The sequence below is a fragment of the Klebsiella sp. P1954 genome, assembly GCF_018199955.1.
GTDB lineage: Bacteria > Pseudomonadota > Gammaproteobacteria > Enterobacterales > Enterobacteriaceae > Klebsiella > Klebsiella pneumoniae.
Window position 1 is genome coordinate 4,115,818 of record NZ_CP073373.1, and the last position, 24,061, is coordinate 4,139,878.

Annotated in this window: 23 protein-coding genes; 14 read left to right on the forward strand and 9 right to left on the reverse strand. The window is 61.5% G+C overall.

The window, feature by feature from the left end:
* Nucleotides 1–19 precede the first annotated feature (19 nt).
* Complete coding sequence (locus tag KB890_RS19825; RefSeq protein ID WP_004181046.1) at nucleotides 20–1,420, forward strand: glycoside hydrolase family 1 protein; 1,401 nt, start codon at nucleotides 20–22, stop codon at nucleotides 1,418–1,420.
* A gap of 53 nt (nucleotides 1,421–1,473) precedes the next feature.
* Here KB890_RS19825 and flhA read toward each other — a convergent pair whose 3' ends face one another.
* The 6 genes from flhA to hypA form a co-directional block, all read right to left on the reverse strand.
* Nucleotides 1,474–3,546, reverse strand: a complete 2,073-nt coding sequence (flhA, locus tag KB890_RS19830) for a formate hydrogenlyase transcriptional activator FlhA (protein ID WP_004174677.1) — start codon at nucleotides 3,544–3,546, stop codon at nucleotides 1,474–1,476.
* 236 nt (nucleotides 3,547–3,782) lie between these two features.
* Nucleotides 3,783–4,793 (reverse strand): hydrogenase expression/formation protein HypE, encoded by a 1,011-nt coding sequence (gene hypE, locus KB890_RS19835; protein ID WP_004149493.1) that lies wholly within the window; start codon nucleotides 4,791–4,793, stop codon nucleotides 3,783–3,785.
* Nucleotides 4,790–5,911, reverse strand: coding sequence for a hydrogenase formation protein HypD (hypD, locus tag KB890_RS19840; protein WP_004151048.1), 1,122 nt, complete (start codon nucleotides 5,909–5,911; stop codon nucleotides 4,790–4,792). The genes hypE and hypD overlap by 4 nt, the downstream gene beginning before the upstream one ends.
* The gene (locus KB890_RS19845) at nucleotides 5,911–6,183 is read right to left on the reverse strand and encodes a HypC/HybG/HupF family hydrogenase formation chaperone (protein WP_002914934.1); all 273 of its coding nucleotides are present in this window, start codon (nucleotides 6,181–6,183) and stop codon (nucleotides 5,911–5,913) included. Before KB890_RS19845 ends, hypD begins: the two co-directional genes overlap by 1 nt.
* Nucleotides 6,174–7,046 (reverse strand): hydrogenase nickel incorporation protein HypB, encoded by an 873-nt coding sequence (gene hypB, locus KB890_RS19850; protein WP_004181043.1) that lies wholly within the window; start codon nucleotides 7,044–7,046, stop codon nucleotides 6,174–6,176. Before hypB ends, KB890_RS19845 begins: the two co-directional genes overlap by 10 nt.
* A gap of 3 nt (nucleotides 7,047–7,049) precedes the next feature.
* Nucleotides 7,050–7,394 (reverse strand): hydrogenase maturation nickel metallochaperone HypA, encoded by a 345-nt coding sequence (gene hypA / locus KB890_RS19855; RefSeq protein WP_004145778.1) that lies wholly within the window; start codon nucleotides 7,392–7,394, stop codon nucleotides 7,050–7,052.
* Between the two features lie 209 nt (nucleotides 7,395–7,603).
* On the opposite strand from hypA, the gene hycA reads away from it, so the two are divergent.
* The 9 genes from hycA (at nucleotide 7,604) to hycI (ending at nucleotide 15,408) form a co-directional block, all read left to right on the forward strand.
* Nucleotides 7,604–8,053, forward strand: coding sequence for a formate hydrogenlyase regulator HycA (hycA, locus tag KB890_RS19860; RefSeq protein WP_002914925.1), 450 nt, complete (start codon nucleotides 7,604–7,606; stop codon nucleotides 8,051–8,053).
* Between the two features lie 82 nt (nucleotides 8,054–8,135).
* Nucleotides 8,136–8,744 carry a 4Fe-4S dicluster domain-containing protein gene (locus KB890_RS19865; RefSeq protein ID WP_004151047.1) on the forward strand — a complete coding sequence of 203 codons (609 nt, stop codon included), beginning with the start codon at nucleotides 8,136–8,138 and terminating at the stop codon, nucleotides 8,742–8,744.
* A complete protein-coding gene (gene hycC / locus KB890_RS19870) occupies nucleotides 8,741–10,567 on the forward strand; it encodes a formate hydrogenlyase subunit 3 (RefSeq protein WP_004181040.1) in 1,827 nt (608 codons plus the stop codon). The genes KB890_RS19865 and hycC overlap by 4 nt, the downstream gene beginning before the upstream one ends.
* Nucleotides 10,568–10,569: 2 nt before the next feature.
* Nucleotides 10,570–11,493 (forward strand): respiratory chain complex I subunit 1 family protein, encoded by a 924-nt coding sequence (locus KB890_RS19875; RefSeq protein WP_020324942.1) that lies wholly within the window; start codon nucleotides 10,570–10,572, stop codon nucleotides 11,491–11,493.
* A gap of 16 nt (nucleotides 11,494–11,509) precedes the next feature.
* The gene (hycE, locus tag KB890_RS19880; protein ID WP_004181039.1) at nucleotides 11,510–13,219 is read left to right on the forward strand and encodes a formate hydrogenlyase subunit HycE; all 1,710 of its coding nucleotides are present in this window, start codon (nucleotides 11,510–11,512) and stop codon (nucleotides 13,217–13,219) included.
* 9 nt (nucleotides 13,220–13,228) lie between these two features.
* Nucleotides 13,229–13,771, forward strand: a complete 543-nt coding sequence (locus KB890_RS19885) for a formate hydrogenlyase complex iron-sulfur subunit (protein ID WP_004181037.1) — start codon at nucleotides 13,229–13,231, stop codon at nucleotides 13,769–13,771.
* Nucleotides 13,771–14,538, forward strand: coding sequence for an NADH-quinone oxidoreductase subunit B family protein (locus KB890_RS19890; RefSeq protein WP_002914891.1), 768 nt, complete (start codon nucleotides 13,771–13,773; stop codon nucleotides 14,536–14,538). The genes KB890_RS19885 and KB890_RS19890 overlap by 1 nt, the downstream gene beginning before the upstream one ends.
* Nucleotides 14,535–14,945, forward strand: a complete 411-nt coding sequence (locus KB890_RS19895; protein WP_002914887.1) for a formate hydrogenlyase maturation HycH family protein — start codon at nucleotides 14,535–14,537, stop codon at nucleotides 14,943–14,945. The genes KB890_RS19890 and KB890_RS19895 overlap by 4 nt, the downstream gene beginning before the upstream one ends.
* On the forward strand, nucleotides 14,938–15,408 hold the full coding sequence (gene hycI, locus KB890_RS19900) for a hydrogenase maturation peptidase HycI (RefSeq protein ID WP_004174683.1): 471 nt from the start codon (nucleotides 14,938–14,940) through the stop codon (nucleotides 15,406–15,408). Before KB890_RS19895 ends, hycI begins: the two co-directional genes overlap by 8 nt.
* Here the strand turns inward: hycI and KB890_RS19905 are convergent.
* The 3 genes from KB890_RS19905 to ascF all read right to left on the reverse strand — a co-directional run bounded on the left by KB890_RS19905 (nucleotide 15,405) and on the right by ascF (nucleotide 18,788).
* Entirely contained in the window at nucleotides 15,405–15,713 is a 309-nt protein-coding gene (locus KB890_RS19905) for a SymE family type I addiction module toxin (protein WP_002914883.1), read from the reverse strand. The two genes, hycI and KB890_RS19905, sit on opposite strands and share 4 nt — an antisense overlap.
* A gap of 181 nt (nucleotides 15,714–15,894) precedes the next feature.
* Complete coding sequence (locus tag KB890_RS19910; protein ID WP_004181034.1) at nucleotides 15,895–17,319, reverse strand: 6-phospho-beta-glucosidase; 1,425 nt, start codon at nucleotides 17,317–17,319, stop codon at nucleotides 15,895–15,897.
* Between the two features lie 26 nt (nucleotides 17,320–17,345).
* Nucleotides 17,346–18,788, reverse strand: a complete 1,443-nt coding sequence (ascF, locus tag KB890_RS19915) for a PTS cellobiose/arbutin/salicin transporter subunit IIBC (RefSeq protein WP_002914879.1) — start codon at nucleotides 18,786–18,788, stop codon at nucleotides 17,346–17,348.
* 267 nt (nucleotides 18,789–19,055) lie between these two features.
* On the opposite strand from ascF, the gene KB890_RS19920 reads away from it, so the two are divergent.
* The 4 genes from KB890_RS19920 (at nucleotide 19,056) to KB890_RS19935 (ending at nucleotide 23,986) form a co-directional block, all read left to right on the forward strand.
* Nucleotides 19,056–20,069, forward strand: coding sequence for a LacI family DNA-binding transcriptional regulator (locus KB890_RS19920; RefSeq protein ID WP_004174685.1), 1,014 nt, complete (start codon nucleotides 19,056–19,058; stop codon nucleotides 20,067–20,069).
* A gap of 136 nt (nucleotides 20,070–20,205) precedes the next feature.
* Entirely contained in the window at nucleotides 20,206–20,733 is a 528-nt protein-coding gene (gene hydN, locus KB890_RS19925) for an electron transport protein HydN (RefSeq protein ID WP_002914875.1), read from the forward strand.
* Nucleotides 20,734–20,741: 8 nt separating this feature from the next.
* Nucleotides 20,742–22,976, forward strand: a complete 2,235-nt coding sequence (hypF, locus tag KB890_RS19930; protein ID WP_020324940.1) for a carbamoyltransferase HypF — start codon at nucleotides 20,742–20,744, stop codon at nucleotides 22,974–22,976.
* A complete protein-coding gene (locus KB890_RS19935) occupies nucleotides 22,973–23,986 on the forward strand; it encodes a HoxN/HupN/NixA family nickel/cobalt transporter (RefSeq protein ID WP_020324937.1) in 1,014 nt (337 codons plus the stop codon). Before hypF ends, KB890_RS19935 begins: the two co-directional genes overlap by 4 nt.
* The last annotated feature ends 75 nt before the right edge of the window (nucleotides 23,987–24,061 follow it).

Consider the following 24,061-nt stretch of genomic DNA (forward strand, 5'->3'; position numbering starts at 1 on the left):
TTTTTTCGAAGGAGAGGTTATGCAGCAGTATCAGTTTCCGCAAGGGTTCCTGTGGGGGGCGGCGGCGTCCGGCCCGCAAACGGAAGGGGTCACCAATAAGCGCCATCGTTCCATCTGGGACAGTTGGTTTGCCGAACAGCCGGAGCGATTTTATCAGCAGGTAGGGCCGCAGACCGTGTGTGATACTTATCATCAGTATCCGCAGGACGTGGCGCTGATGAAACAGACCGGCTTCAACTCATTTCGTACCTCGATACAGTGGTCACGACTGATCGCTGATTTGGAAACCGGCGCGCCGGACCCGGACGCGGTGCGTTTTTATCACGCCTATCTGGATGAGATGATCGCCAACGGCATTGAGCCGATGATCAATCTCTACCACTTTGATATGCCGGAAGCGCTGCAGAAACAGTACGGCGGCTTTGAATCGGCGCACGTAGCCGAGCTGTTTGCCCGCTTTGCCCGCACCGCCTTTAGCCTGTTTGGCCATAAGGTTAAATACTGGATAACCTTCAACGAGCCGATTGTGCCGGTTGAGGGAGGCTACCTGTACGACTTTCACTATCCATGTAAGAAAGATGGCCGGCTGGCGGCGCAGGTGGCGTTTAACATTATGCTGGCGCACGCCAAAGCGGTAACGGCTTATCGTGAACTGGCGCTGGCGGGCGAGATCGGCGTGGTGCTCAACCTGACCCCGAGCTATACCCTCACCGACAGCGACGCGGATAAAAAAGCCGCCGGGTATGCCGACCTGTTTTTTAACCGCAGCTTCCTTGACCCGCTGGTAAAACATGAATTCCCCAAAGCGCTGTGCGAGATCCTTGCCGCCCACGACTGCCTGCCGACGACCAGCAAAGACGACGCGGCGTTGATCCTCAGCGCGGATATCGATTTTCTTGGGGTAAACTATTATGTGCCGCGGCGGGTAAAAGCGCGTGAGAGCGAATATGACCTCGATTATTTCACCCCGGAATACTATTTCGAAAACGCGGTGAACCCGCAGGGCCGCTTTAATCCTTATCGTGATAACAACGAGATCCTGCCGCAGGCGATCTATGACATTGCCGCCAATATTCGCGATAACTACGGCAATATTAAGTGGTATCTCGCGGAAATCGGCATCGCGATGGATCGACAATCAGAGGGCGAGCCCGGGGCGGACGGGGTGATAGACGATACTTTCCGCATCCAGCTGATGGAGGAGCATCTGGTGCAGCTGCATCGGGCGATAGCCGACGGCGCGAACTGCTTTGGCGTGCACCAGTGGACGTTTATCGACAACTGGTCGTGGATCAATGCCTTCAAACGGCGCTACGGCTTCTGGCGACTGGATCTGGAGACCGGCGAGCGACAGATAAAACGCAATGCGCTGTGGTTTGCCGAACTGGCGTCCAGCAACGGTTTTACCAGCGATAAATAGCGCGCTGCGCCAGCGCTCCCTCTCTCCGGCGCGGAAAGGGGGAGCGCGCGAGGTTACACCAGTTCGTCTTTATTAATACCCAGCCGCTTCATGCGTGACAGGAGCGTGGTGCGCTTGAGCCCCAGCCGCTGGGCGGCGCCTTTCGGCCCGGCCACCACGCCGTTGCTCTCCTTCAGCACCCGGACGATCAGCTGATATTCATCCTCACCTTCCTCAGGCAGGACCGCCGGCGTCCGCGGGGCTTCCACGATATCCCGCTCCGGCAGGGAGAGCTGCAGTACGTTGCCGCGGGTGAGCAATACCGCCCGTTCGATAACGTTTTCCAGCTCGCGCACGTTGCCCGGCCACTCCATACGCGTCAGAGTGCGCAGGGTTTCCGCCGGAATGCTGTCGATATTGCGCCCCATGCGGCGGGCGATTTTAAAGGTAAACGCCTTCACCAGCAGCGGGATATCGTCGGGACGTTCGCGCAGCGGCGGCAGGTGGATCGGGAACACGTTGAGCCGGTAGTAGAGATCGCTGCGGAATTCCCTGTCGATAACCATCTGCTTGAGATCGCGGTTGGTGGCGGCGATCAATCGAACGTCGGTCTGAATCAGCTTGTTGCTCCCCAGACGTTCGAACTCCTGCTCCTGGAGGACGCGCAGCAGTTTGGGCTGCAGTTCCAGCGGCATATCGCCCACTTCATCGAGGAACAGGGAGCTTTTGTCCGCCAGTTCGAAGCGGCCGATACGCTGGGCGCTGGCCCCGGTGAACGCGCCGCGTTCGTGGCCGAACAGATCGCTCTCCAGCAGCCCGGCGGGCATCGCCGCGCAGTTCATCTTCACCATCCGCCGACCGTTGCGTCCGCTGAGGTTGTGGATAGCGCGGGCGATAAGCTCTTTGCCGGTGCCGGTTTCGCCGAGGATCAGCACGGTGCTGTCGCTGTGCGCCACCATCTCTACCTGCTTGAGCACATTGTTCATCGCCTCGCTGCGGCCGATAATCTCCCCGAATTCGCTCTCGACATTATTGAGCTGCTCGGTGAGGGCGAGGTTCTCATCCACCAGCCGCTCTTTCAGGCGCTGAATTTCGCGGTAGGCGAGGGCGTTATCGATAGCGATCGACACCCGCTCGGCGATCTGCCGCAGCAGCTTGAGATTGGTGGTGGTGAAAACCTGTTCGTCGCACTGCGCCAGCTTAAGCACCCCGAGCAGGGTATTGCCGGACATCAGCGGCAGCAGGCACAGGGTCTGGATCTTATTGCCCCACATCTCGAAGAGCATTTTCTCATACGGCGCGAGAGTGTCATGTTCGTGCAGATTAAGCAGCAGCATCTCTTTGCTTTTGAACACGCGCTCGGTGAGGGTGCCGGCTTCATCCACCTCGCTCTGGTCGTGAACCGGGTGGCTGGCGTCAAGATAATGCGTGGAATAGATGTTGAGCTTCCCCTTGCGGTCGCTGCGCAGCACCACGCTGATGGCGTCGATCCGGAAGTAGCGATGGATCTCTTTCGCCACCTCGCTGACCAGCTCGTCGATATCCAGTCGCGAGAGCACCGCGTTGGTGATCGCCACCAGGATGCGAAAGTTGTCGCGCTCGTGGCACAGCAGATCGTAATCGACGTTATTGCTGACCCGGTTCTGAATCTGTTCGGTGACGACGGCGACGATCTGCGCGAAGGTATGCAGCCGCTGGAACTCTTTCTCGCTCCACGGCCGGTTGTCACGGCGGAGGAATTCGCAGCCGCCGAAGATCCGCCCGTCCGCCGCCAGCGGCAGCAGCGAATAGTATCCGAACGGACGATACAGTCCGCTGCGGATAAGCTGCGGCCAGGTGTCGGCAAAGGTTTCATGATCGCAATGCAGGGCATCCGGCCGGGAGAGTAAGCGACGCACCGGACCGTGGGCCAGGACGGTTTCATCCTCGTAGCTTACCGGATGGCCGGCCTCATCGCAGGCGTACCTGGCCGCGCGGTGATTACCCGCGTTCCACAGGATGATGGCCGCCTCATCGGCCAGCGCGGACTGTTGCACCAGACGGGTCAGGGTTTCGCTTAGCGCGGCCAGATCGGGCTGCTGTAATAAAAGCCGGGTGATATCGAACAGCCCCTGCTGGCCGAGATCGCTCATCGGTGTATACGACATTGCTTACGTCCAAAACGCGCCGACAACGCGGCGCATAAGAAAATGATGGTACAAATAATAGTATGTTAATAAAGCGGTTATTGCCGCTTTAACCCATCCATGGGCGCCCGCTGGTTTGGGCAAAATAATTACGCTGGCTTTTTCCCGGCTCGCGCTGCGCTTAGCCGGGCTACATATGCGCGCAGTTTTGTAGCCCGGATAAGGCGCCAGCCGCTATCCGGGACCCGACGCCGTCGTTAACAAATTCTCGGCAGCGGTTCGGCGTGGGGAAGATCGAGCGTCCGCTTCACGCCGTACAGCCCAACGGAACGTACGCCCGGGCGGACGACCACTTCGCCGATTATCGCCGCATCGCGTCCTAACGCGTGAGACCGCAAATGCGCCAGCACGTTTTCCGCCTCGTCGCGGGCGACGGCGAGCACCAGCTTGCCTTCATTGGCGAAGTTCAGGGCGTCCAGACCAAGCAGCTCGCAGACGCCGCGCACCGTGTCGTTGACCGGCAGCGTTGCCTCCTGCAGTTCGATGCCGCAGCCGCTGGCGGCGGCGAACTCATGGGCGACCGCGTTAACCCCGCCGCGGGTGGCGTCGCGCAGGGCTTTCACTCCGCTCAGCGGGCGCAGGGTCTGGATAAGCGGCGTCAGCACCGCGCAGTCGCTGGACAGCGCGCCGTCCAGCCCCATCTGCTCGCGCAGGTTAAGGATGGTGGCGCCATGATCCCCCAGCGTGCCGCTGACCAGCAGCACATCACCGGCGCTAATCTGCTGCGTCCCCCAGCGAATGTCCGCCGGGATGGCGCCGATGCCGGCGGTGTTAATAAACAGCTTATCCGCCGCGCCGCGCGGCACCACTTTAGTGTCGCCGGTGACGATGGCGATCCCTGCCGCCCGGGCGGTGTCGGCCATGCTGGCGACCACCGCTTCCAGGGTGGCCATCTCCAGCCCCTCTTCGAGAATAAAGCCGCAGGAAAGATAGCGCGGGATGGCGCCGCTGACCGCCACATCGTTGGCGGTACCGCAGACGGCAAGCTTGCCGATATTGCCGCCGGGAAAGAACAGCGGGTCAATCACGTAGCTGTCGGTGGAGAAGGCGAGGCGGTCCCCCTGGGCGGCGAGCGCCGCCAGATCGAGGCGCGCCTGATCCTCCTGCTCCGCCAGCCAGGGGTTGGCGAAGGCCTGCATAAACAGGTCGCCGATCAGCTGCTGCATTGCCTGTCCCCCGCTACCGTGGGCTAACTGGACGCTTTTCATACTTCATTTTCCTGACTGCGATATTGATACCAGGCGGCGCAGGCCCCTTCAGAGGAGACCATTAGCGCGCCAAAGGCGCTTTGCGGATTGCAGGTGCTGGCGAAGAGCGGGCACTGGTGCGGTTTACAGCGGCCGGTCAGCACCTCGCCGCAGCGGGCGCGCGGGTCGTCGCACACGCGCTGCGGCGCCGGGCGAAAATGCGCCTCGGCATCGAAGCGCTGATAGGCTGGCGTAAGCTGCACGCCGGAGTCGCTGATGACCCCCAGGCCGCGCCATTCGCTGTCGCCATCCAGGCGGAAGACGTCGGCCATCGCCGCCTGCGCCAGCGGGTTGCCCTCATCCGGCACCACGCGACGGTACTGATTTTCCACATCGCTGCGCTGCGCTATTGTCTGCTCAACCAGCATCACCGCGCCTTGCAGTAGATCAAGCGGTTCGAAACCGGCGACCACTAAAGGACGGTGATAGTCGCTGGCGATAAAGCCGTAGGCCTCGGTGCCGATCACCATACTGACGTGGCCCGGGGCGAGAAAGGCGTCGATTCCGTTCTCCGGCTGGTCCAGCAGGCTGCGCAGGGTCGGCAGCAGGGTGATGTGCTGGCAGAAAAAGTAGAAGTTATCGACGTTGCGCTCTCGCGCCTGACGCAGGGTCAGGGCGGTAGCGGGCATGGTGGTTTCGAAACCGAGACCAAAAAAGACCACCTCGCGCTGCGGATTTTGCTGCGCCAGCCGCAGAGCGTCCATCGGCGAGTAAACGATGCGGACATCGGCGCCGCGGGCTTTCGCCTGCAGAAGCGAGCCGTTTTTACCCGGCACGCGCATGGCGTCGCCGAAGGTGCAGAAGATCACTCCCGGGCGGCTGGCAATCTCAATGCAGGCGTCGATGCGCCCCATCGGCAGGACGCACACCGGGCAGCCGGGACCATGAATAAATTCGATGTTCTCCGGCAACAGCTGGTCGAGCCCGAATTTAAAAATGGCATGGGTATGGCCGCCGCAGACCTCCATGATGCGCAGCGGTCGCGCGGCGGTGTGCGGCAGCAGACGAGCACGCTGCTGAAGATGGGCCACCAGCTGCATCACCTGTTCGGGGGCGCGGTATTCATCTACGTAACGCATTATCGCTCCTCGCCGTACAGCAGCGCGCCGACGTCCGGCTCCACGTCAAACATATTTTGCAGCGCCTCGAGGGTGTCGCGGGCTTCGGCTTCATTAATGACGCTCATGGCGAAGCCGACGTGCACCAGCACCCACTGGCCGAGCCGCGGCTGGCCCTGCTCATCAACGGCGCCGACCAGCGTCAGGTCGACGTCGCGCTGAATACCGCAAACTTCCACCTTCGCCAGCACGCCGTCGATGGCGCAAATTTGTCCCGGAATGCCTATGCACATCGCTGCGTCTCCAGCCAGGTGAGCCATTGCTCCATGCCTTCGCCGCTGGTGGCGGAGACAAGAATAATTTCAATATGCGGATTGACCTCGCGGGCGCAGGCCAGGCACCGCTCAACGTCGAAATTGAGATACGGCAGCAGGTCGACTTTGTTGAGCAGCATCAGGCTGGCGGCGGCGAACATATGCGGATACTTCAGCGGTTTGTCTTCGCCTTCGGTGACCGACAGCACCGCCACCTTATGGCGCTCGCCGAGATCAAAGCTGGCCGGGCAGACCAGGTTGCCGACGTTTTCGATAAACAGAATGCCGCGGTCAGCCAGCGGCAGGCGCGGGGCGGCGTCGGCGATCATCTGGGCGTCGAGATGGCAGCCTTTCCCGGTATTGACCTGAATCGCCGGGGTGCCGGTGGCGCGAATGCGGGCGGCGTCATTGACCGTTTGCTGATCGCCTTCAATCACCGCGCAGTCGGCGCGTCCTTTCAGCCGGGTGAGGGTTTCGGTGAGCAGGGTGGTTTTGCCGGAGCCGGGGCTGGAAACCAGATTCAGCACCAGCTGCTGTTTTGCTGCGAAGCGTGCGCGGTTGCGTGCCGCCAGGCGGTTGTTTTTATCCAGCACGTCGATCTCCACTTCCAGCATCCGCCGCTGGCTCTGCCCCGGGGCGTGGGTACCCGCTTCGCCGTGGCCGTAATGCAGGTCGCCCTCTGGCGTGCGGGTGGGGGCGAAGTGGTCGGTTTTGACACCGGTGATGGTCATCGTCTGGCGTGGGGCGGGCGCGAAGGGGGCGCTGCGGAACGCGGAATGCGGGTTTCGTTCGTCTCCTTCAATATAGAGGTTGCCTTCGCCACAGCCGCATGTTGTACACATAATTTACTCCAATTCTAAACGCTGAATCTGTAAGCCATCATCCGCCACGATCTGCAGCTGGTCGTTATTGCAGTGCGGGCAGCGGCGAACGTGCTGCGAGACAAGATGGACGTACTGCTGACAGCGATCGCACCAGCATTCAGCCTGTTGTTCGGTGATATGCAGTTCGCACCCCTCCGCCAGCGTGCCGCGGCAGACCAGCTCAAAGCAGAAGGTCAGGGCGCTGGCTTCCACGCAGGAAAATGCGCCGACCTTAAGCCACACGCCGGTAACCCGCCGCGCGCCGGCCTGCTGCGCCTGTTGTTCAATAATTTCCAGCGCCCGCTGGCTGAGGGTGATTTCGTGCATAGTCGCCTCCGTATCGCGATGCGCCTTCTATGCAATAACGATGCCAGAATGAAATCGTCGTGGCAGTCAATGTCGATGTCGACGCCCCGGGGCTGTCATCGACATGTCGCATCGGCAGAGGTCGATACAAAAACATAGTTAAATCAATTAAATAAAACCTGGCATGAAAAATGCTTAGAGGGTGCATCTCATGCTACGGAGAAACCGATATGACTATTTGGGAAATAAGTGAAAAGGCGGATTACATCGCCGACCGTCACCGGCAGCAGCAGGAGCAGTGGCACATCTACTGTAATTCGCTGGTTCAGGGGATCACCTTGTCGAAGGCCCGCCTGCATCACGCGATGAGCTGCGCGCCGGACAAAGAGCTGTGCTTCGTGCTGTTCGGCCATTTTCAGGTGTTCGTCGCCCTCGCGGAAGGCTTCAACAGCCACACCATCGAGTACTACGTCGAAAACAAAAACGGCGGTGATAAGTATCTGATTGCTCAGGCCACCCTCGCAATGGATGGCACGGTGGACGGCCGCATCAGCAACCGCTCCCGCGACCAGGTGCTGGAGCACTATCTGGCGATTATCGCCACCGTCTATGACCGTCTGTATGACGCCATGGAACAAGACCAACCGGTGGATTTAAGCCATCTGGCGCTGACCCACTGATCGTAAGGTGTCGACACGTGTCGAAAATGACACCTGCGCAACCTGATTTCGTCAAAAATGACTTTCACCCGAGGATGACCCGGTGAACCGTTTTGTAATTGCTGACTCCACTGTCTGTATCGGCTGCCGCACCTGCGAAGCCGCCTGCTCTGAGACGCATCGCCAGCACGGCCTGCAGGCTATGCCGCGGCTGCAGGTGATGCGTAATGAAAAAGAATCGGCACCGCAGATGTGCCACCACTGTGAAGATGCTCCCTGCGCCACCGTCTGCCCGGTTAACGCCATCCAGCGCGTCGATGGCGCGGTCCAGCTCAACGAGAGCCTGTGTGTAAGCTGCAAACTGTGCGGCATTGCCTGCCCGTTCGGCGCCATTGAATTTTCCGGCAGCCGCCCGCTGGATATCCCGGCGAATGCCAATACCCGGCTGGCGCCCCCCGCGCCGCCGGCGCCGGCGCGCGTCAGCTCGCTGCTTGACTGGGTACCGGGCGTGCGCGCTATTGCCGTGAAATGCGACCTCTGCCACTTCGATGACCAGGGCCCGGCCTGCGTGCGGACCTGTCCGACCAACGCGCTGATGCTGGTGGATAGCCGTGATATCGCCCAGGCCAGCAAGCGTAAACGCCAGCTGACCTTTAATACCGACCTTGGCGACTTGTCGCTGTTCCAGGCGCAACAGGGGGAGAGGGAATGAGTGTAATTGGATTAGTGAATCAGGCGGTGGCGTGGTATGCCGCCAGCGCCGTACTGGCCTTTCTGTTTGCCATGCGCAAACCGCTCAGCGGCGCCATTGCCGGGATCGGCGGCGCGGTGGCCAGCGCCATGCTGGTGGTCGCCGGCGGCGCCGCGCTGCTGATGCCGGAGCGGATCCACGGCGGCATGCTGCAGTTTCTCCACCTGACGATACGGGTAGGGGGCGTCAACGCGCTGTGGCTGCTGGCCATCGGCCTGTCGGCGCTGCCGGTGTCATTGTTCAATATTAGCTGGCATCGCCACCCGCAGGTGAAGCCCAACGGCCCGCTGGTCAACCTGCTGCTGGCCGCCGCGACCTGCGCGGTGGTGGTGACCAATATCGGTTCACTGGTGGTGATGGCGGAGATCATGGCGCTCTGCGCGGCGTTTCTCACCGGCTGCGCCGCCTCCGGTAAGCTGTGGTTTGCCCTGGGGCGTCTCGGTACTCTGCTGATGGCCTGGACCTGCTGGCTGGTGTGGTCAACCTACGGCACCCTCGAGCTGGCGCAGATCAACCTTCAGGCGGTGGATATGATGCAGAACCCGCTGCTCTGGCTGCCGGGTCTGGTGGGGTTCGCCCTGCTGGCCGGGGCGATCCCGCTGCACGGCTGGGCGCCGCAGGCTCACGCCGGGGCCAGCGCGCCGGCCGCCGCGCTGTTTTCCACGGTGGTGATGAAAGTCGGTCTGTACGGCATGCTGACCGTTTCGCTGGCCGGCGGCGTGCCGCCGCTGTGGTGGGGCGTGATGCTGCTGGCGCTGGGGATGATCACCGCCTTTATCGGCGGACTGTATGCGCTGATGGAGCATAACATTCAGCGCCTGCTGGCCTATCACACCCTGGAGAATATCGGCATTATCCTGCTGGGGCTGGGCGCCTTCGTCACCGGCGTGGCGACCCGCAACAGCACGCTGATGGTGCTGGGCTTTATCGGCGGCATGTATCATCTGATTAACCACAGCCTGTTCAAAACCACGCTGTTCCTCGGTGCCGGAGCGGTGTGGTTCCGCACCGGCCATCGCGATATCGAGAAGCTGGGCGGCATCGGTAAAAAAATGCCGCTGATCTCCCTCGCCATGCTGGTGGGGCTAATGGCAATGGCGGCCCTGCCGCCGCTGAACGGCTTCGCCGGCGAATGGGTTATCTATCAATCCTTCTTCAAAATGAGCACTGGCGACCTGTTTATTGGCCGTCTGCTGGGGCCGCTACTGGCCGTTGGCCTGGCGATCACTGGCGCACTGGCGGTGATGTGTATGGCGAAAGTCTATGGCGTGACCTTCCTCGGCGCGCCGCGGACGAAAGAGGCGGAAAACGCCACCTGCGCCCCCTGGCTGATGACCCTGAGCGTGGTGCTGGCGGCGGTCTTCTGCCTCGTTGGCGGCATCGCCGCGCCGTGGCTGCTGCCGCTGGTGAGCGGCGCCTTCCCGGTGCAGGCTCAGGTATCGAGCGTGGTGTCGCAGCCGATGATCGCGCTGCTGCTTATTGCCTGCCCGCTGCTGCCGTTCCTGCTGATGATCTTCTTTAAAGGCGATCGCCTGGCGGCGCGCTCGCGCGGCGCGGCGTGGGTCTGCGGTTACGACCACGAGCAGTCGATGGTGGTAACGGCCCACGGCTTTGCCATGCCGGTGAAAGAGGCCTTTGCGCCGCTGCTGAAGCTGCGTCACTGGCTGAATCCGGTGCGTCTGGTGCCGGGCTGGCAATCGGCCTCGGCGCCGGCGCTTCTGCGCGGGATCGCGCTGGTTGAGCTGGCGGTGCTGGTGGTGATTGTCATTTCGCGAGGAGCCTGAGAATGAGTCTGTTAATTGCATTGCTACAGGCGCTGGTGCTGTTTGCCGTCGCGCCGCTGTTGTCCGGGATCGTTCGCGTCGCCCGCGCGCGGCTGCATAACTGCCGTGGACCGGGGGTACTGCAGGAGTATCGCGATATCCTGAAACTGCTTGGCCGCCAGAGCGTCGGTCCTGACGCCTCGGGCTGGGTGTTTCGCCTGACGCCGTACGTCATGGTGGGCGTGATGCTGACCATCGCCACCGCGCTGCCGGTGGTGACGGTAGACTCCCCGCTGCCGGTGCTGGGGGATCTCATCACCCTGATCTACCTGTTCGCCATCGCCCGTTTCTTCTTTGCCATTTCCGGTCTGGACACCGGCAGCCCGTTTACCGCGCTGGGCAGCAGTCGCGAAGCGATGCTCGGCGTGCTGGTGGAGCCGATCCTGCTGTTGGGCCTGTGGGTGGCGGCGCAGGTCGCCGGCTCGACCCATATCAGCGCCATCACCGATACCCTTTACCACTGGCCGGCGGCGCGCAGCATTCCACTGATTCTGGCGTTATGCGCCTGCGCCTTCGCCACCTTTATCGAGATGGGCAAACTGCCGTTCGATCTGGCGGAAGCGGAGCAGGAGCTGCAGGAAGGGCCGCTGTCGGAATACAGCGGCAGCGGCTTTGGCATCCTGAAGTGGGGCATCAGCCTCAAACAGCTGGTGGTGCTGCAGATGTTTGTCGGGGTCTTCTTTCCGTGGGGCCAGATGACCAGCTTCAGCGTCGGCGGCCTGCTGCTGGCGCTGGTGGTCGCCATCGTTAAGCTGGTGGTTGGGGTGCTAATTATCGCGCTGTTTGAAAACAGCATGGCGCGTCTGCGTTTTTGTGCCACCTCCCGCGTCACCTGGGCCGGGTTTGGTTTCGCCTTTTTAGCTTTCGTCTCCTTGCTGGTGGCGTGATTAAGAGAGTTTGAGCATGTCTGAAGAAAAAATCGGTCAACACTACCTTGCGGCGCTGCACCAGGCCTTTCCCGGCGTGGTGCTGGACGAAGCCTGGCAGACCAAAGACCAGTTAACCATCACCGTGAAGGTCAATTACCTGCCGGAAGTGGTGGAGTTTCTCTACTACCAGCAGGGCGGCTGGCTGTCGGTGCTGTTCGGCAACGATGAACGTAAGCTCAACGGCCACTACGCGGTCTATTACGTGCTGTCGATGGAGCAGGGCACCAAATGCTGGATCACCGTGCGCGTGGAAGTGGACGCCAACAAACCGGAATACCCGTCGGTGACGCCGCGCGTCCCGGCGGCGGTATGGGGCGAGCGCGAAGTGCGTGATATGTACGGCCTGGTGCCGGTCGGTCTGCCGGACGAACGCCGGCTGGTGCTGCCGGACGACTGGCCGGACGAACTCTATCCGCTGCGCAAAGACAGCATGGATTATCGCCAGCGTCCGGCGCCGACCACCGACGCCGAAACCTACGAGTTTATTAACGAGCTCGGCAGCAAGAAAAACAACGTGGTGCCGATCGGCCCGCTGCACGTCACCTCTGATGAACCTGGCCACTTCCGCCTGTTCGTTGACGGCGAGAACATTATCGACGCCGACTACCGCCTGTTCTACGTCCATCGCGGGATGGAAAAGCTGGCGGAAACCCGCATGGGTTATAACGAAGTGACCTTCCTGTCGGACCGGGTGTGCGGCATCTGCGGCTTCGCCCACAGCACCGCTTACACCACCTCGGTGGAGAATGCGATGGGCATCGTGGTGCCGGAGCGGGCGCAGATGATTCGCGCCATTCTGCTGGAGGTGGAACGCCTGCACTCGCACCTGCTGAACCTCGGTCTGGCCTGCCACTTTACCGGCTTTGACTCCGGCTTTATGCAGTTCTTCCGCGTGCGCGAAACCTCGATGAAGATGGCAGAGATCCTTACCGGCGCGCGTAAAACCTACGGCCTGAACCTGATCGGCGGGATCCGCCGCGACCTGCTGAAAGAGGACATGATCCAGACCCGTCATCTGGCGCAGCAGATGCGTCGCGACGTGCAGGAGCTGGTGGATATGCTGCTCAGCACGCCGAATATGGAACAGCGTACCGTCGGTATTGGCCGTCTGGACCCGGAAATCGCCCGCGACTTCAGCAACGTAGGCCCGATGGTGCGCGCCAGCGGCCACGCCCGCGACACCCGCGCCGACCACCCGTTTGTCGGTTACGGCCTGCTGCCGATGGAAGTTCACAGCGAACAGGGCTGCGACGTGATATCTCGCCTCAAGGTGCGGATCAACGAGGTTTACACCGCGCTGAATATGATTGATTTCGGTCTCGATAACCTGCCGGGCGGCCCGCTGATGGTGGAGGGGTTCACCTATATTCCGCACCGCTTCGCGCTGGGCTTCTCCGAGGCGCCGCGCGGCGACGATATCCACTGGAGCATGACCGGCGACAACCAGAAACTGTATCGCTGGCGCTGCCGGGCGGCGACTTACGCCAACTGGCCGACCCTGCGCTATATGCTGCGCGGCAACACCGTTTCCGATGCGCCGCTGATCATCGGCAGCCTCGACCCGTGCTACTCCTGTACTGACCGCATGACCGTGGTCGATGTACGCAAGAAGAAGAGCAAAGTGGTGCCATACAAAGAGCTGGAGCGCTACAGCATCGAGCGTAAAAACTCGCCGCTGAAATAAGGAATCGCCATGTTTACCTTTATTAAAAAAGTTATTAAGACCGGCACCGAGACGCACGCCTACCCGCTGGAGCCGATGCCGGTGGACAAAAACTTTCGCGGCAAGCCGGAGCATACGCCACAGCAGTGTATCGGCTGCGCGGCCTGCGTGAACGCCTGCCCGTCGAACGCCCTGACGGTCGAGATCGATCTGGCCACTAACCAGCTGGCGTGGCAGTTCAATCTCGGGCGCTGCATCTTCTGCGGTCGCTGTGAAGAGGTGTGCCCGACGGCGGCGATTAAGCTGTCGCCGGAGTATGAGCTGGCGGTGTGGAAGAAAGAGGATTTCCTCCAGCAGTCGCGCTTCGCTATCTGCCACTGCCGGGAGTGCCAGCGTCCGTTCGCGGTGCAGAAGGAGATCGACTACGCCATCGCGCTGCTCAAGCATAACGGCGATACCCGCGCCGAGCTGCACCGCGAAAGCTTCGAAACCTGCCCGGAATGCAAGCGCCAGAAATGCCTGGTGCCGTCCGATCGTATTGAACTGACCCGCCACATGAGGGAGGCCAGCTGATGAGCACTTTACTTGGCCCACGCGATGAAAACGGCATTCCCGTGCCGATGACGGTGGATGAATCCATCGCCAGCATGAAGGCCTCGCTACTGAAGAAGATTAAACGTTCGGCCTACGTCTACCGCGTCGACTGTGGCGGCTGCAACGGCTGCGAAATCGAAATTTTCGCCACCCTTTCGCCGTTGTTCGACGCTGAACGCTTCGGGATTAAGGTGGTGCCTTCGCCGCGCCATGCCGATATTCTGTTGTTTACCGGGGCAGTGACTCGCGCGATGCGCTCCCCGGCGCTGCGCGCCTGGCAGTCGGCGCCGGATCCGAAGATCTGTATCTCCTACGGCGCCTGCGGCAACAGCGGCGGCATCTTCCACGACCTGTACTGCGTCTGGGGCGGTACCGATAAAATCGTACCGGTCGACGTCTATATTCCGGGCTGCCCACCGACGCCAGCCGCCACGCTGTACGGCTTCGCCATGGCGCTTGGCCTGCTGGAGCAGAAAATTCATGCCCGTCTGCCGGGTGAGCTCGACGAACAGCCGACCGAGCTGCTGCATGCCGATATGGTGCAGCCTCTGCGGGTGCGCATCGATCGCGAAGCGCGGCGTCTGGCGGGCTACCGCTATGGACGGCAGATTGCCGATGACTATATGCGTCTGCTTGGCCAGGGCGACAGCCAGGTGCTGCGCTGGCTGGAGGCGGAGAAAGATCCGCGTCTGACCGAGATCGTCACCCATCTCAACCAGGTGGTCGAGGGGGCGCGTATCCGATGAGCGAGACGGTGGTGTTCAGTCAGCTGAGCCGTAAATTTATTGATGAGAACGACGCCACGCCGGATCAGGCGCAGCAGGTGGTCTATTACAGCCTGGCGATTGGCCACCACCTCGGCGTCATCGACTGTCTGGAGGCGGCGCTGAGCTGCCCGTGGGACGCGTATCTGGCATGGATCGCCACCCTTGAGGCCGGAAGCGCCGCGCGGCGCAAAATGGAGGGCGTGCCGAAGTATGGCGAAATCGTCATCGACAGCAGTCATGTGGCGATGCTGGCCAACGCCTTTGATAAAGCGCAGTCCGCGCAGACCCCGCAGCAGCAGGCGTGGAGCAAAACCCTGCTCAGCATGCTGCATGATATTCACCAGGAGAGCGCCATCTACCTGATGGTGAGGAGATTACGTGACTGACGTTTTACTCTGTGTCGGCAACAGCATGATGGGCGACGACGGCGCCGGCCCGCTGCTGGCGGAGATGTGCGCGGCGAACCCGGCCGGCCAGTGGGTGGTCATCGACGGCGGCAGCGCGCCGGAAAACGACATCGTGGCGATCCGCGAATTACGCCCCGAACGCCTGCTGATTGTCGATGCCACCGATATGGGCCTAAACCCCGGCGACATTCGCATCATCGATCCCGACGACATCGCCGAGATGTTTATGATGACCACCCATAACATGCCGCTCAACTATCTGGTCGATCAGCTGAAAGAGGACGTCGGCGAGGTGATTTTCCTCGGCATTCAGCCGGATATCGTCGGTTTTTATTATCCGATGACCCAGCCGGTGAAAGAGGCCGTTGCCCGGGTGTATCAGCAGCTGGCAGGCTGGCAGGGCAAGGGCGGCTTTACTCAGCTGGAGGCCGCGGACGACTAGCCCTGCGGCGAACCGGGCTCTCCGCCGGCGCACGACTGGCCGGAAGGGAGCCCCGTTCCCGGCGCTGCCAGCTCAAGATTCTCTATCACTAATTTACCGGGCGACACCGAGACTCTGACCTGCGTGCCGACCGGAAACCCCGCCTGCTCCAGCCAGTCGCCGTTTAAGCTTAATGCCGCGTGGCGGGTGTAGCGCCGCGTCTCCCGCGTTTTGCGGTCCTCATGGCGTTTTCTGACATATCCCACGGTTAACTGGCGAATGGCCCTGGCTATCCCTCTGGCTGCGGTAGGGTGCTGTGCGCTCATGATGTGCTCCTTGCTGAAGATACCCCTGTAAAAGTACTGGATAAATTACCAGTTATTGTAAACCGGTGGCAAACCAGAAACTGGAATCAGGCTCGAGAAAAAAGCATGTAATGGATGCAACAGATAGCCGACGTCCGTCCCCCGGTTATCGCGGGGAACGGGCGCGGGTGGGCGAGGGTGCTTAGTCGAGATCGGCGCCGTTACTGGCTATCACCTTCTGGTACCAGAAGAATGACTTTTTACGCTTACGCGCCAGGGTGCCGTTGCCGGCATCGTCGCGATCGACATAGACAAAGCCGTAGCGCTTGCTCATCTCGCCGGTGGACGCCGAGACCAGATCGATGCAGCCCCAGCTGGTGTAGCCCATTACCGGAATGCCGTCGCCGATAGCATCGCGCATTGCCCTGATGTGCTCGCGCAGGTAGCTGATGCGATAGTCGTCATTGATGTCCCCATTGGCATCGATCTCATCGCGGGCGCCAAGCCCGTTTTCCACCAGGAACAGCGGTTTCTGATAGCGGTCGTACATCATGTTCATGGTGATGCGCAGGCCCAGCGGGTCGATGCCCCAGCCCCATTCGCTGGCCGGAATGTGCGGGTTCTTCAGCGACTTGACGATGTTGGCGGCATTGGTGTTGCTGGCGTTCATCTCCGCCGAGGCGCAGCGCGACGCGTAGTAGCTAAAGGAGACGAAATCGACGGTGTTTTTGAGGATCTCGTCATCGCCCGGCTGTTTCGCAATCGTGACCCCTTTTTCCCGGAACACCCGCGCGGCCCACACCGGATAGGCGCCGCGGGCCTGGACATCGATAAAGAACAGGTTTTCGCGGTCCTTCTCCAGCGCCATCCATACATCTTCCGGCTTGCAGGAGTAAGGGTAGAAATTACCGCCGGCCAGCATACAGCCGACCTGATTTTGTGGGTTAATCTCATGGGCGATTTTCGTCGCCAGCGCGCTGGCCACCAGCTCGTGATGCGCGGCCTGATACTTCACCTGCTCCTGGTTTTCACCCTCTTCAAACACCAGACCGGCGCCGGAGTAGGGGCTGTGCAGCATGATGTTGATTTCATTGAAGGTGAGCCAGTATTTCACCAGGCCGTCAAAAGCTTCAAAGCAGGTGCGGGCGTAGTGGCTGAAAAAATCCACCATTTTGCGGTTGCGCCAGGAGCCGTACTCCATCACCAGATGCATCGGCACGTCGAAATGGCACAGGGTGACCAGCGGCTCGATACCGTGCTTTTTGCACTCCTCGAACAGTGAGCGATAGAAGGCGATGCCCTGCGGATTCGGCTGCTGTTCGTCGCCGCGTGGGAACAGGCGGCTCCAGGCGATGGAGGTGCGAAAGACGCTGAACCCCATCTCGGCCATCAGGGCGATATCTTCTTTATAGCGATGGTAAAAATCGATCGCCTGGTGGCTGGGGTAAAATTCGTCTTCACGCAGCGTAAAGCGCTTCTCCAGGCCTAATTTTACCGGCAGGCGATGGGCGCCGTGGGGAAGGGTATCCACGGTGGTCAGCCCCTTACCGCCTTCAAGATAAGCGCCTTCAGACTGGTTGGCGGCCAGTGCGCCGCCCCATAAAAATCCCTGTGGGAAACTCGCCATGCATTACCTCATTATCAATAGTGTATTCAGGCGTGGGATGCCTGGGCCCGGGCCTGGCGCGCTCTGGCGTCGGCAGCGGCCTGCTCAACGGGAATGTCCTCAAAGCCAAGGATCAGCGTCAGGGCAAACGACAGCACCACCGACAGCGCCATCACGCCAAACACCCAGACGATGGTCATTGGATTGGCCGGATCGAAAAACTGCACGCTGGTAAACAGCCCCGGCGCCGCCATCGAATGGCTGGCCAGTCCGGCAATACCTGCCACCGCGCCGCAGATAAAGCCGCTGATTAAGCTGGCGATCAGCGGGCGCTTCAGGCGCACCGCCACGCCATACAGCGCCGGTTCGGAAATCCCGGCCAGAATCGCCGATGCCGCGGCGGCCAGCGCCGTCTGGCGCAGCTCCGGGTTTTTGGTTTTCCACGCTACCGCCAGCGAAGAGCCGCCGAGCGACAGGTTGGCGCCGATCTCCGATGGCATCACCATACCCTCTTTGCCGGTTTCGGCGATGGTCTGAATGATGGTCGGCGTAAAGACGCGGTGCATACCGGTCATCACCAACAGCGGCCACAGCCCGCCCATGATCGCCACCGACAGCCAGCCGAGATAGCTGTGGATCGTATACACCAGCGCGGAAATGGCGCTGCCGATCCAGATGCCCAGCGGGCCAATCAGCAGGATCGCCAGCGGGGCGGCGATCAGCACGATCAGCATCGGCTTCAGAAAGTTTTTCGTCACCGCCGGGGTAATGCGATCCACCCAGCGCTCGATATACGACAGGCACCAGGTCATCACCAGCGCCGGGATCACCGTATAGGTGTATTTCACCGCGGTAACCGGAATAAAGGCGAATTCAACGTGTTCTCCCTGGGCGGCTTTGGCCATCAATTCGATAAACCCAGGATGCACCAGCACCCCGGCGATGGCGATAGCCAGCGACATATTAGTTTTGAATTTCACCGCCGCGGAGGCGGCCACCATCAGCGGCAGGAAGAAAAATGCGCCGTCGCCGATAAGCGCCAGCAGGGTCAGCGTCGGCGAGCCTTTCGGCAACGCGCCGCTCATCTCGAGGATCATCGCCAGCAGCTTGACCATCGATCCGCCGATAATCGCCGGGATCAGCGGTGACATGGTGCCGATCAGCGCGTCGAGGATCCCGGCGCCGATGCGTTTCAGGGTCAGCGGCGCTTTGCCCTGCGGCTCAGCCGGGCGCAGGTCGCCAGGCAGCAGATTCACCACCTCGCGGTAGGCCTGGGAGACAGTGTTGCCGATGATCACCTGGCACTGGTTATCGCTGCGCACGACGCCGAGCACCCCGGCCAGCCCTTTCAGGGTAGAGCTATCGACCTGTTCGTCGTCTTTAACCACGAAGCGCAGACGGGTCATGCAGTGGGTAACGGCGGCGACGTTGTCGACCCCGCCGATTGCCGCGACTATCTGTTGCGCCAGGGCTGCATAATTTTTCGACATCGGATTTTATCCTGTTTATCAATAGGGTACTGATCTGCCACCGCCCCGCATCGCCGGGCGATACCATGTTTTTATAGGAAACCGGTTCCACAAAATCATGGTGAGTTTCAGTTAATTTCACAAGAAATAAAAAAATATGATCTCAATTTTGTGATTTTGATCGCTAAGCGTCGCCGTGAGCCGGATCGCGTTGGTGAACAGGGGAGTGCTGTAAAAGCGGGAAACGTGCAGTACACTGCCTGCAACTTTTGCAACAGGAAGAATCACATGGCAACGATGCTGGAGGTCGCAAAGCGCGCGGGGGTATCGAAGGCGACCGTTTCGCGGGTGCTGTCGGGCAACGGCTATGTCAGCCAGGAGACCAAAGACCGGGTGTTTAAGGCGGTGGCGGAGAGCGGCTACCGGCCAAATCTGCTGGCGCGCAACCTGGCGACCAAAACCACGCAAACCCTCGGCCTGGTGGTGACCAATACCCTGTACCACGGCGTCTATTTTAGCGAACTGCTGTATCACGTGGCGCGGATGACGGAGGATAAAGGGCGGCAGCTGATCCTGGCCGACGGCAAGCACAGCGCGCAAGAGGAGCGGGAGGCGATCCAGTACCTGCTGGATCTGCGCTGCGATGCGATCATCATCTACCCGCGCTTTCTCACCGTTGATGAGATGGACGAGATCGTTGAGAACCACTCGCAGCCGATCATGGTGCTTAATCGCCGCCTGCGCCGCCACGCCAGCCACTGCGTCTGGTCCGATCAAAAAGCCTCGGCGATGCGGGTAGTGGAGCGGCTGATTGCGCTTGGCCATCGCGATATCGCCTTTATTACCGGCTCCCTTGACTCTCCCACCGGCGTCGAACGCCTCGCCGGCTACAAAGACGCGCTGGCTGGCCACGGCATCGCCCTGAACGAGGCGCTTATCGCCGAAGGGCGCTGGACGCCGGAAACCGGGGCGGCGGGGGTGGAGAGCCTGCGTCAGCGCGGGGTTACCTACAGCGCGCTGGTGGCGAGCAATGACGATATGGCCATCGGGGCGATGAAGCAGCTTCACCAGCTGGGCGTTAAGGTGCCAGAACAGGTCTCGGTGGTGGGGTTTGACGATATTGCTCTTGCGCCGTATATGGTGCCGTCGCTCGCCAGCGTCCGGGTGCCGGTGACGGAGATGATTAAAGAGAGCATCAATCGGCTGATCTTTATGCTGGATGGCGGGGAATTCAACTTTCAGCAAAGCTTTCCCGGAGCGCTGATTGAACGCGAGTCGCTGGTGGCGGGCCCCTGTGCCTGACGTCGTCAGCTGTCATCGTCACTACTGACGATGACAGCAAACCGCAGCTATAATAGTCTTTATAATCAATACATTAAAAAATTGGAACGTATTATGCATACTCCGGCGCGTAACCTTCTTACTGCTGGAGAAATGGATGAACCGTTTCATTATCGCCGATGCGAGCAAATGTATCGGCTGTCGCACTTGCGAAGTGGCCTGCGTGGTATCCCATCAGGAACATCAGGACTGCGCCTCCCTGACGCCTCACACCTTTCAGCCGCGTATTCACGTGATCAAAGGGGTCAATGTTTCCACGGCGACCGCCTGCCGTCAGTGTGAAGACGCCCCCTGCGCCAATGTCTGCCCGAACGGCGCCATCAGCCGCGATAAAGGCTTTGTCCATGTGATGCAGGAGCGTTGCATCGGCTGCAAAACCTGCGTCGTCGCCTGCCCGTACGGGGCGATGGAGGTGGTGGTGCGCCCGGTGATCCGCCATAGCGGCGCCGGACTGAACGTCGTGGCGGAAAAAGCCGAAGCCAACAAGTGCGATCTCTGCTTCCACCGCGAGAGCGGCCCGGCCTGCATGGAAGTCTGCCCGACGCATGCCCTCGTGTGCGTTGACCGCAACAAACTTGAGCAGATGAATATCGAGAAACGTCGCCGTACGGCGCTGGCCTGGTAAGTCAAGGCATGAACGGGGTGCAAATCCGCATTCGCGGTAAAGTGCAGGGGGTGGGGTTCCGCCCCTTTGTCTGGCAGCTGGCCCGGGCGCAGGCCCGCTGCGGCGATGTCTGTAACGACGGCGACGGCGTACTGGTGCGGCTGGTCGGGGGCGACGACGGTTTTACTGCCGCTCTGGCTGACCACTGCCCGCCGCTGGCGCGGATCGACAGTACCGCCTGCATTCCCTATCGCTGGGCGGCCACGCCGCAGGATTTCACCATCCGCGAGAGCGGGGCGGGACGGATGCGGACTCAGATTGTGCCCGATGCCGCGACCTGCCCGGCGTGCCTCGCGGAGATGAACGATCCCCGGGCACGCCGCTACCGCTACCCCTTTATCAACTGCACCCACTGCGGCCCGCGGTTAACCATTATTCGCGCCATGCCCTACGACCGGCCCTTCACCGCAATGGCGCCGTTCCCGCTCTGTTCCCCTTGTGAAGCGGAATTCCGCGATCCTGCCGATCGCCGTTTTCACGCCCAGCCGGTGGCCTGCCCCGACTGCGGGCCGCGACTGGAATGGCGGGCAGAGGGGGAAACGCTGGACGGCGAGGCGGCGCTGCAGGCGGCTATCGCCCGGCTGGCGGCGGGCGACATCGTGGCGATAAAAGGCATCGGCGGCTTTCATCTGGCCTGCGATGCCGGTAACCCCGCTGCCGTTGCCACGCTGCGGGCGCGAAAACACCGCCCGGCAAAACCGCTGGCGGTAATGCTGCCGACGGCAACGGGCTTACCCGCCGCCGCCGCGGCGCTGATGGGCTCCCCGGCGGCGCCCATCGTACTGATTGCCAAAGCGCAGGTCTCCGGCCTGTGCGACGAAATAGCGCCAGGGCTTGCGGAAGTTGGGGTGATGCTGCCGTCTAATCCGCTGCAGCATTTGCTTCTGCAGGGCCTGGCGCGCCCCATCGTAATGACCTCCGGCAACCTTAGCGGCCGTCCGCCGGCGTTAAGTAATGCTCAGGCGCTCAATGAGTTAGCCGACATTGCCGACGGCTTTCTCTTGCATAATCGCGACATCGTACAGCGGATGGATGATTCACTGGTGCGCTCAAGCGGTGAAATGCTGCGCCGCGCCCGGGGCTACGTCCCGGACGCGCTGCCGCTGCCGCCGGGGCTAGGAGACATCCCGCCGCTGCTGGCTCTCGGCGCGGATATGAAAAATACCTTCTGCCTGGCGCGCGGCAGCGAAGCGGTGCTGAGCCAGCACTTTGGCGATCTTGGCGAGGAAGGTGTTGAACAGCAGTGGCGCAGCGCCCTGCAGCTGATGCAGAGCATTTACGCGTTTGTGCCGCAGCGGGTGGTGGTTGATGCCCATCCCGGCTATCGTTCAACGCAGTGGGCGGCCTCCCTGCCCCTGCCGCTGGAGACAGTGCTGCATCACCATGCGCACGCCGCGGCATGCCTGGCGGAGCACCGCTGGCCGCTTGACGGCGGGGACGTTATCGCCCTGACACTCGACGGTATTGGTATGGGGGAGAACGGCGCGCTGTGGGGCGGGGAGTGCCTGCGGGTCAACTATCGCGAATGCGAACATCTTGGCGGGCTGCCGGCCGTCGCGCTGCCAGGGGGGGACCTGGCGGCACGCCAGCCGTGGCGAAATTTGCTGGCCCACTGTCTGGCATTTGTCCCTGACTGGCAGGATTATCCGCAGGCCGCCACCCTGCGCCAGCGCAACTGGCCGCTGCTGGCGCAGGCCATCGAGCGCGGGATTAACGCGCCGCGCGCCTCATCCTGCGGACGGCTGTTTGATGCCGTTGCCTGCGCCCTGGATTGCGCGCCGGAGAGTCTGAGCTATGAAGGCGAAGCGGCCTGTCGGCTGGAGGCGCTGGCCGCCAGCTGCCCCGGCGTCAGCCACCCGGTTACGCTGCCGTGGCGCGACGACGCGCTGGATTTAGCGACCTTCTGGCGGCAATGGCTGAGCTGGCAGGCGACTCCGGCGCAGAAAGCGTGGGCTTTCCACGACGCCCTGGCCTGGGGACTGGCGGCGATGGCCCGCGACTGCGCCACCGTCCGCGGCATCGACACGATGGTCTGCAGCGGCGGGGTGCTGCATAACCGCCTGCTGGCGGCGCGATTGACCTTTTATCTGGCGGATTTTACTCTGCTGTTTGCACAGCAGTTGCCGGCCGGTGACGGCGCAATCGCCTATGGTCAGGCGGTGATCGCCGCCGCCCGCTGGCAGGCTCAAGGAATACAACCATGATAATGACAGTTTTACGCCAGCAGCCGCGCGCCGCGGGTCTGGTGCTGGGGTTGATCGCGGCGAATTTACTGGCCTGGTGCTGGGCGCTGCAGGCCTTTGGCGACAGCGGCGCGCTGATGGCCGCCAGCCTGCTGGCCTGGGGCTACGGCCTGCGCCACGCGGTGGACGCCGACCATATTGCGGCGATTGATAACGTGACCCGCAAGATGATGCAGCAGGGGCGGCGGCCTTTCGCCGTCGGGGCGTGGTTTTCGCTGGGCCACTCATCGATTGTGGTGCTGGCCTCGGCGGCGATTGCCGCGACCGCCACCGCCTTCAGCACGCAGATGAGCTGGCTGCATGATACCGGCAGCGTCATCGGCACCGCCGTGTCGGCCCTGTTTTTACTGGCGATGGCCTTTATCAACCTGGTGATTTTACGCAGCGTGTGGCGCAGCTTTCAGGCATGGAAGCGCGGGGAGCCGGTGAGCGACGAAATCGTCAGCGGCGGCGGGGTGATGAGCTGGCTGTTTGGCAAGACCTTCCGTCTGATAAGCCGCAGCTGGCAGATGTACCTGGTCGGTTTCCTGTTTGGCCTCGGTTTTGATACCGCCACCGAAATCGGCGTACTGAGTATCTCCGCCGCCGGCGCGTCGAGCGGGATTTCCGTCTGGTCGATTATGGTCTTTCCGGCACTGTTCGCCAGCGGTATGGCGCTGGTGGATACCCTCGATAACGTGCTGATGGTCGGCGCCTACGGCTGGGCGTTCAGCAAACCGCAGCGCAAGCTCTATTACAACATGACCATCACCGGCACCTCGGTGGTGGTGGCGCTGTTTATCGGCGGCCTGGAAGCGCTGGGCCTGCTAATGGATAAGTTTGCGCTCAGCGGCGGAATATGGCGCTGGGTAGGGGCGTTAAACGACAACCTCGGCGACGCCGGATTTGTGGTGGTTGGGTTGTTTGTCGCCTGTTGGGCGCTATCGGTGCTTAACTATCGCTGGCGCGGCTACGACAATCTGGCGCGCTAGGCTGGATATGTTCCCGGCTTGCGCTGCGCTTAGCCGGGCTACCAGGACAATACCGTAGCCCGGCTAAGGCGTTTA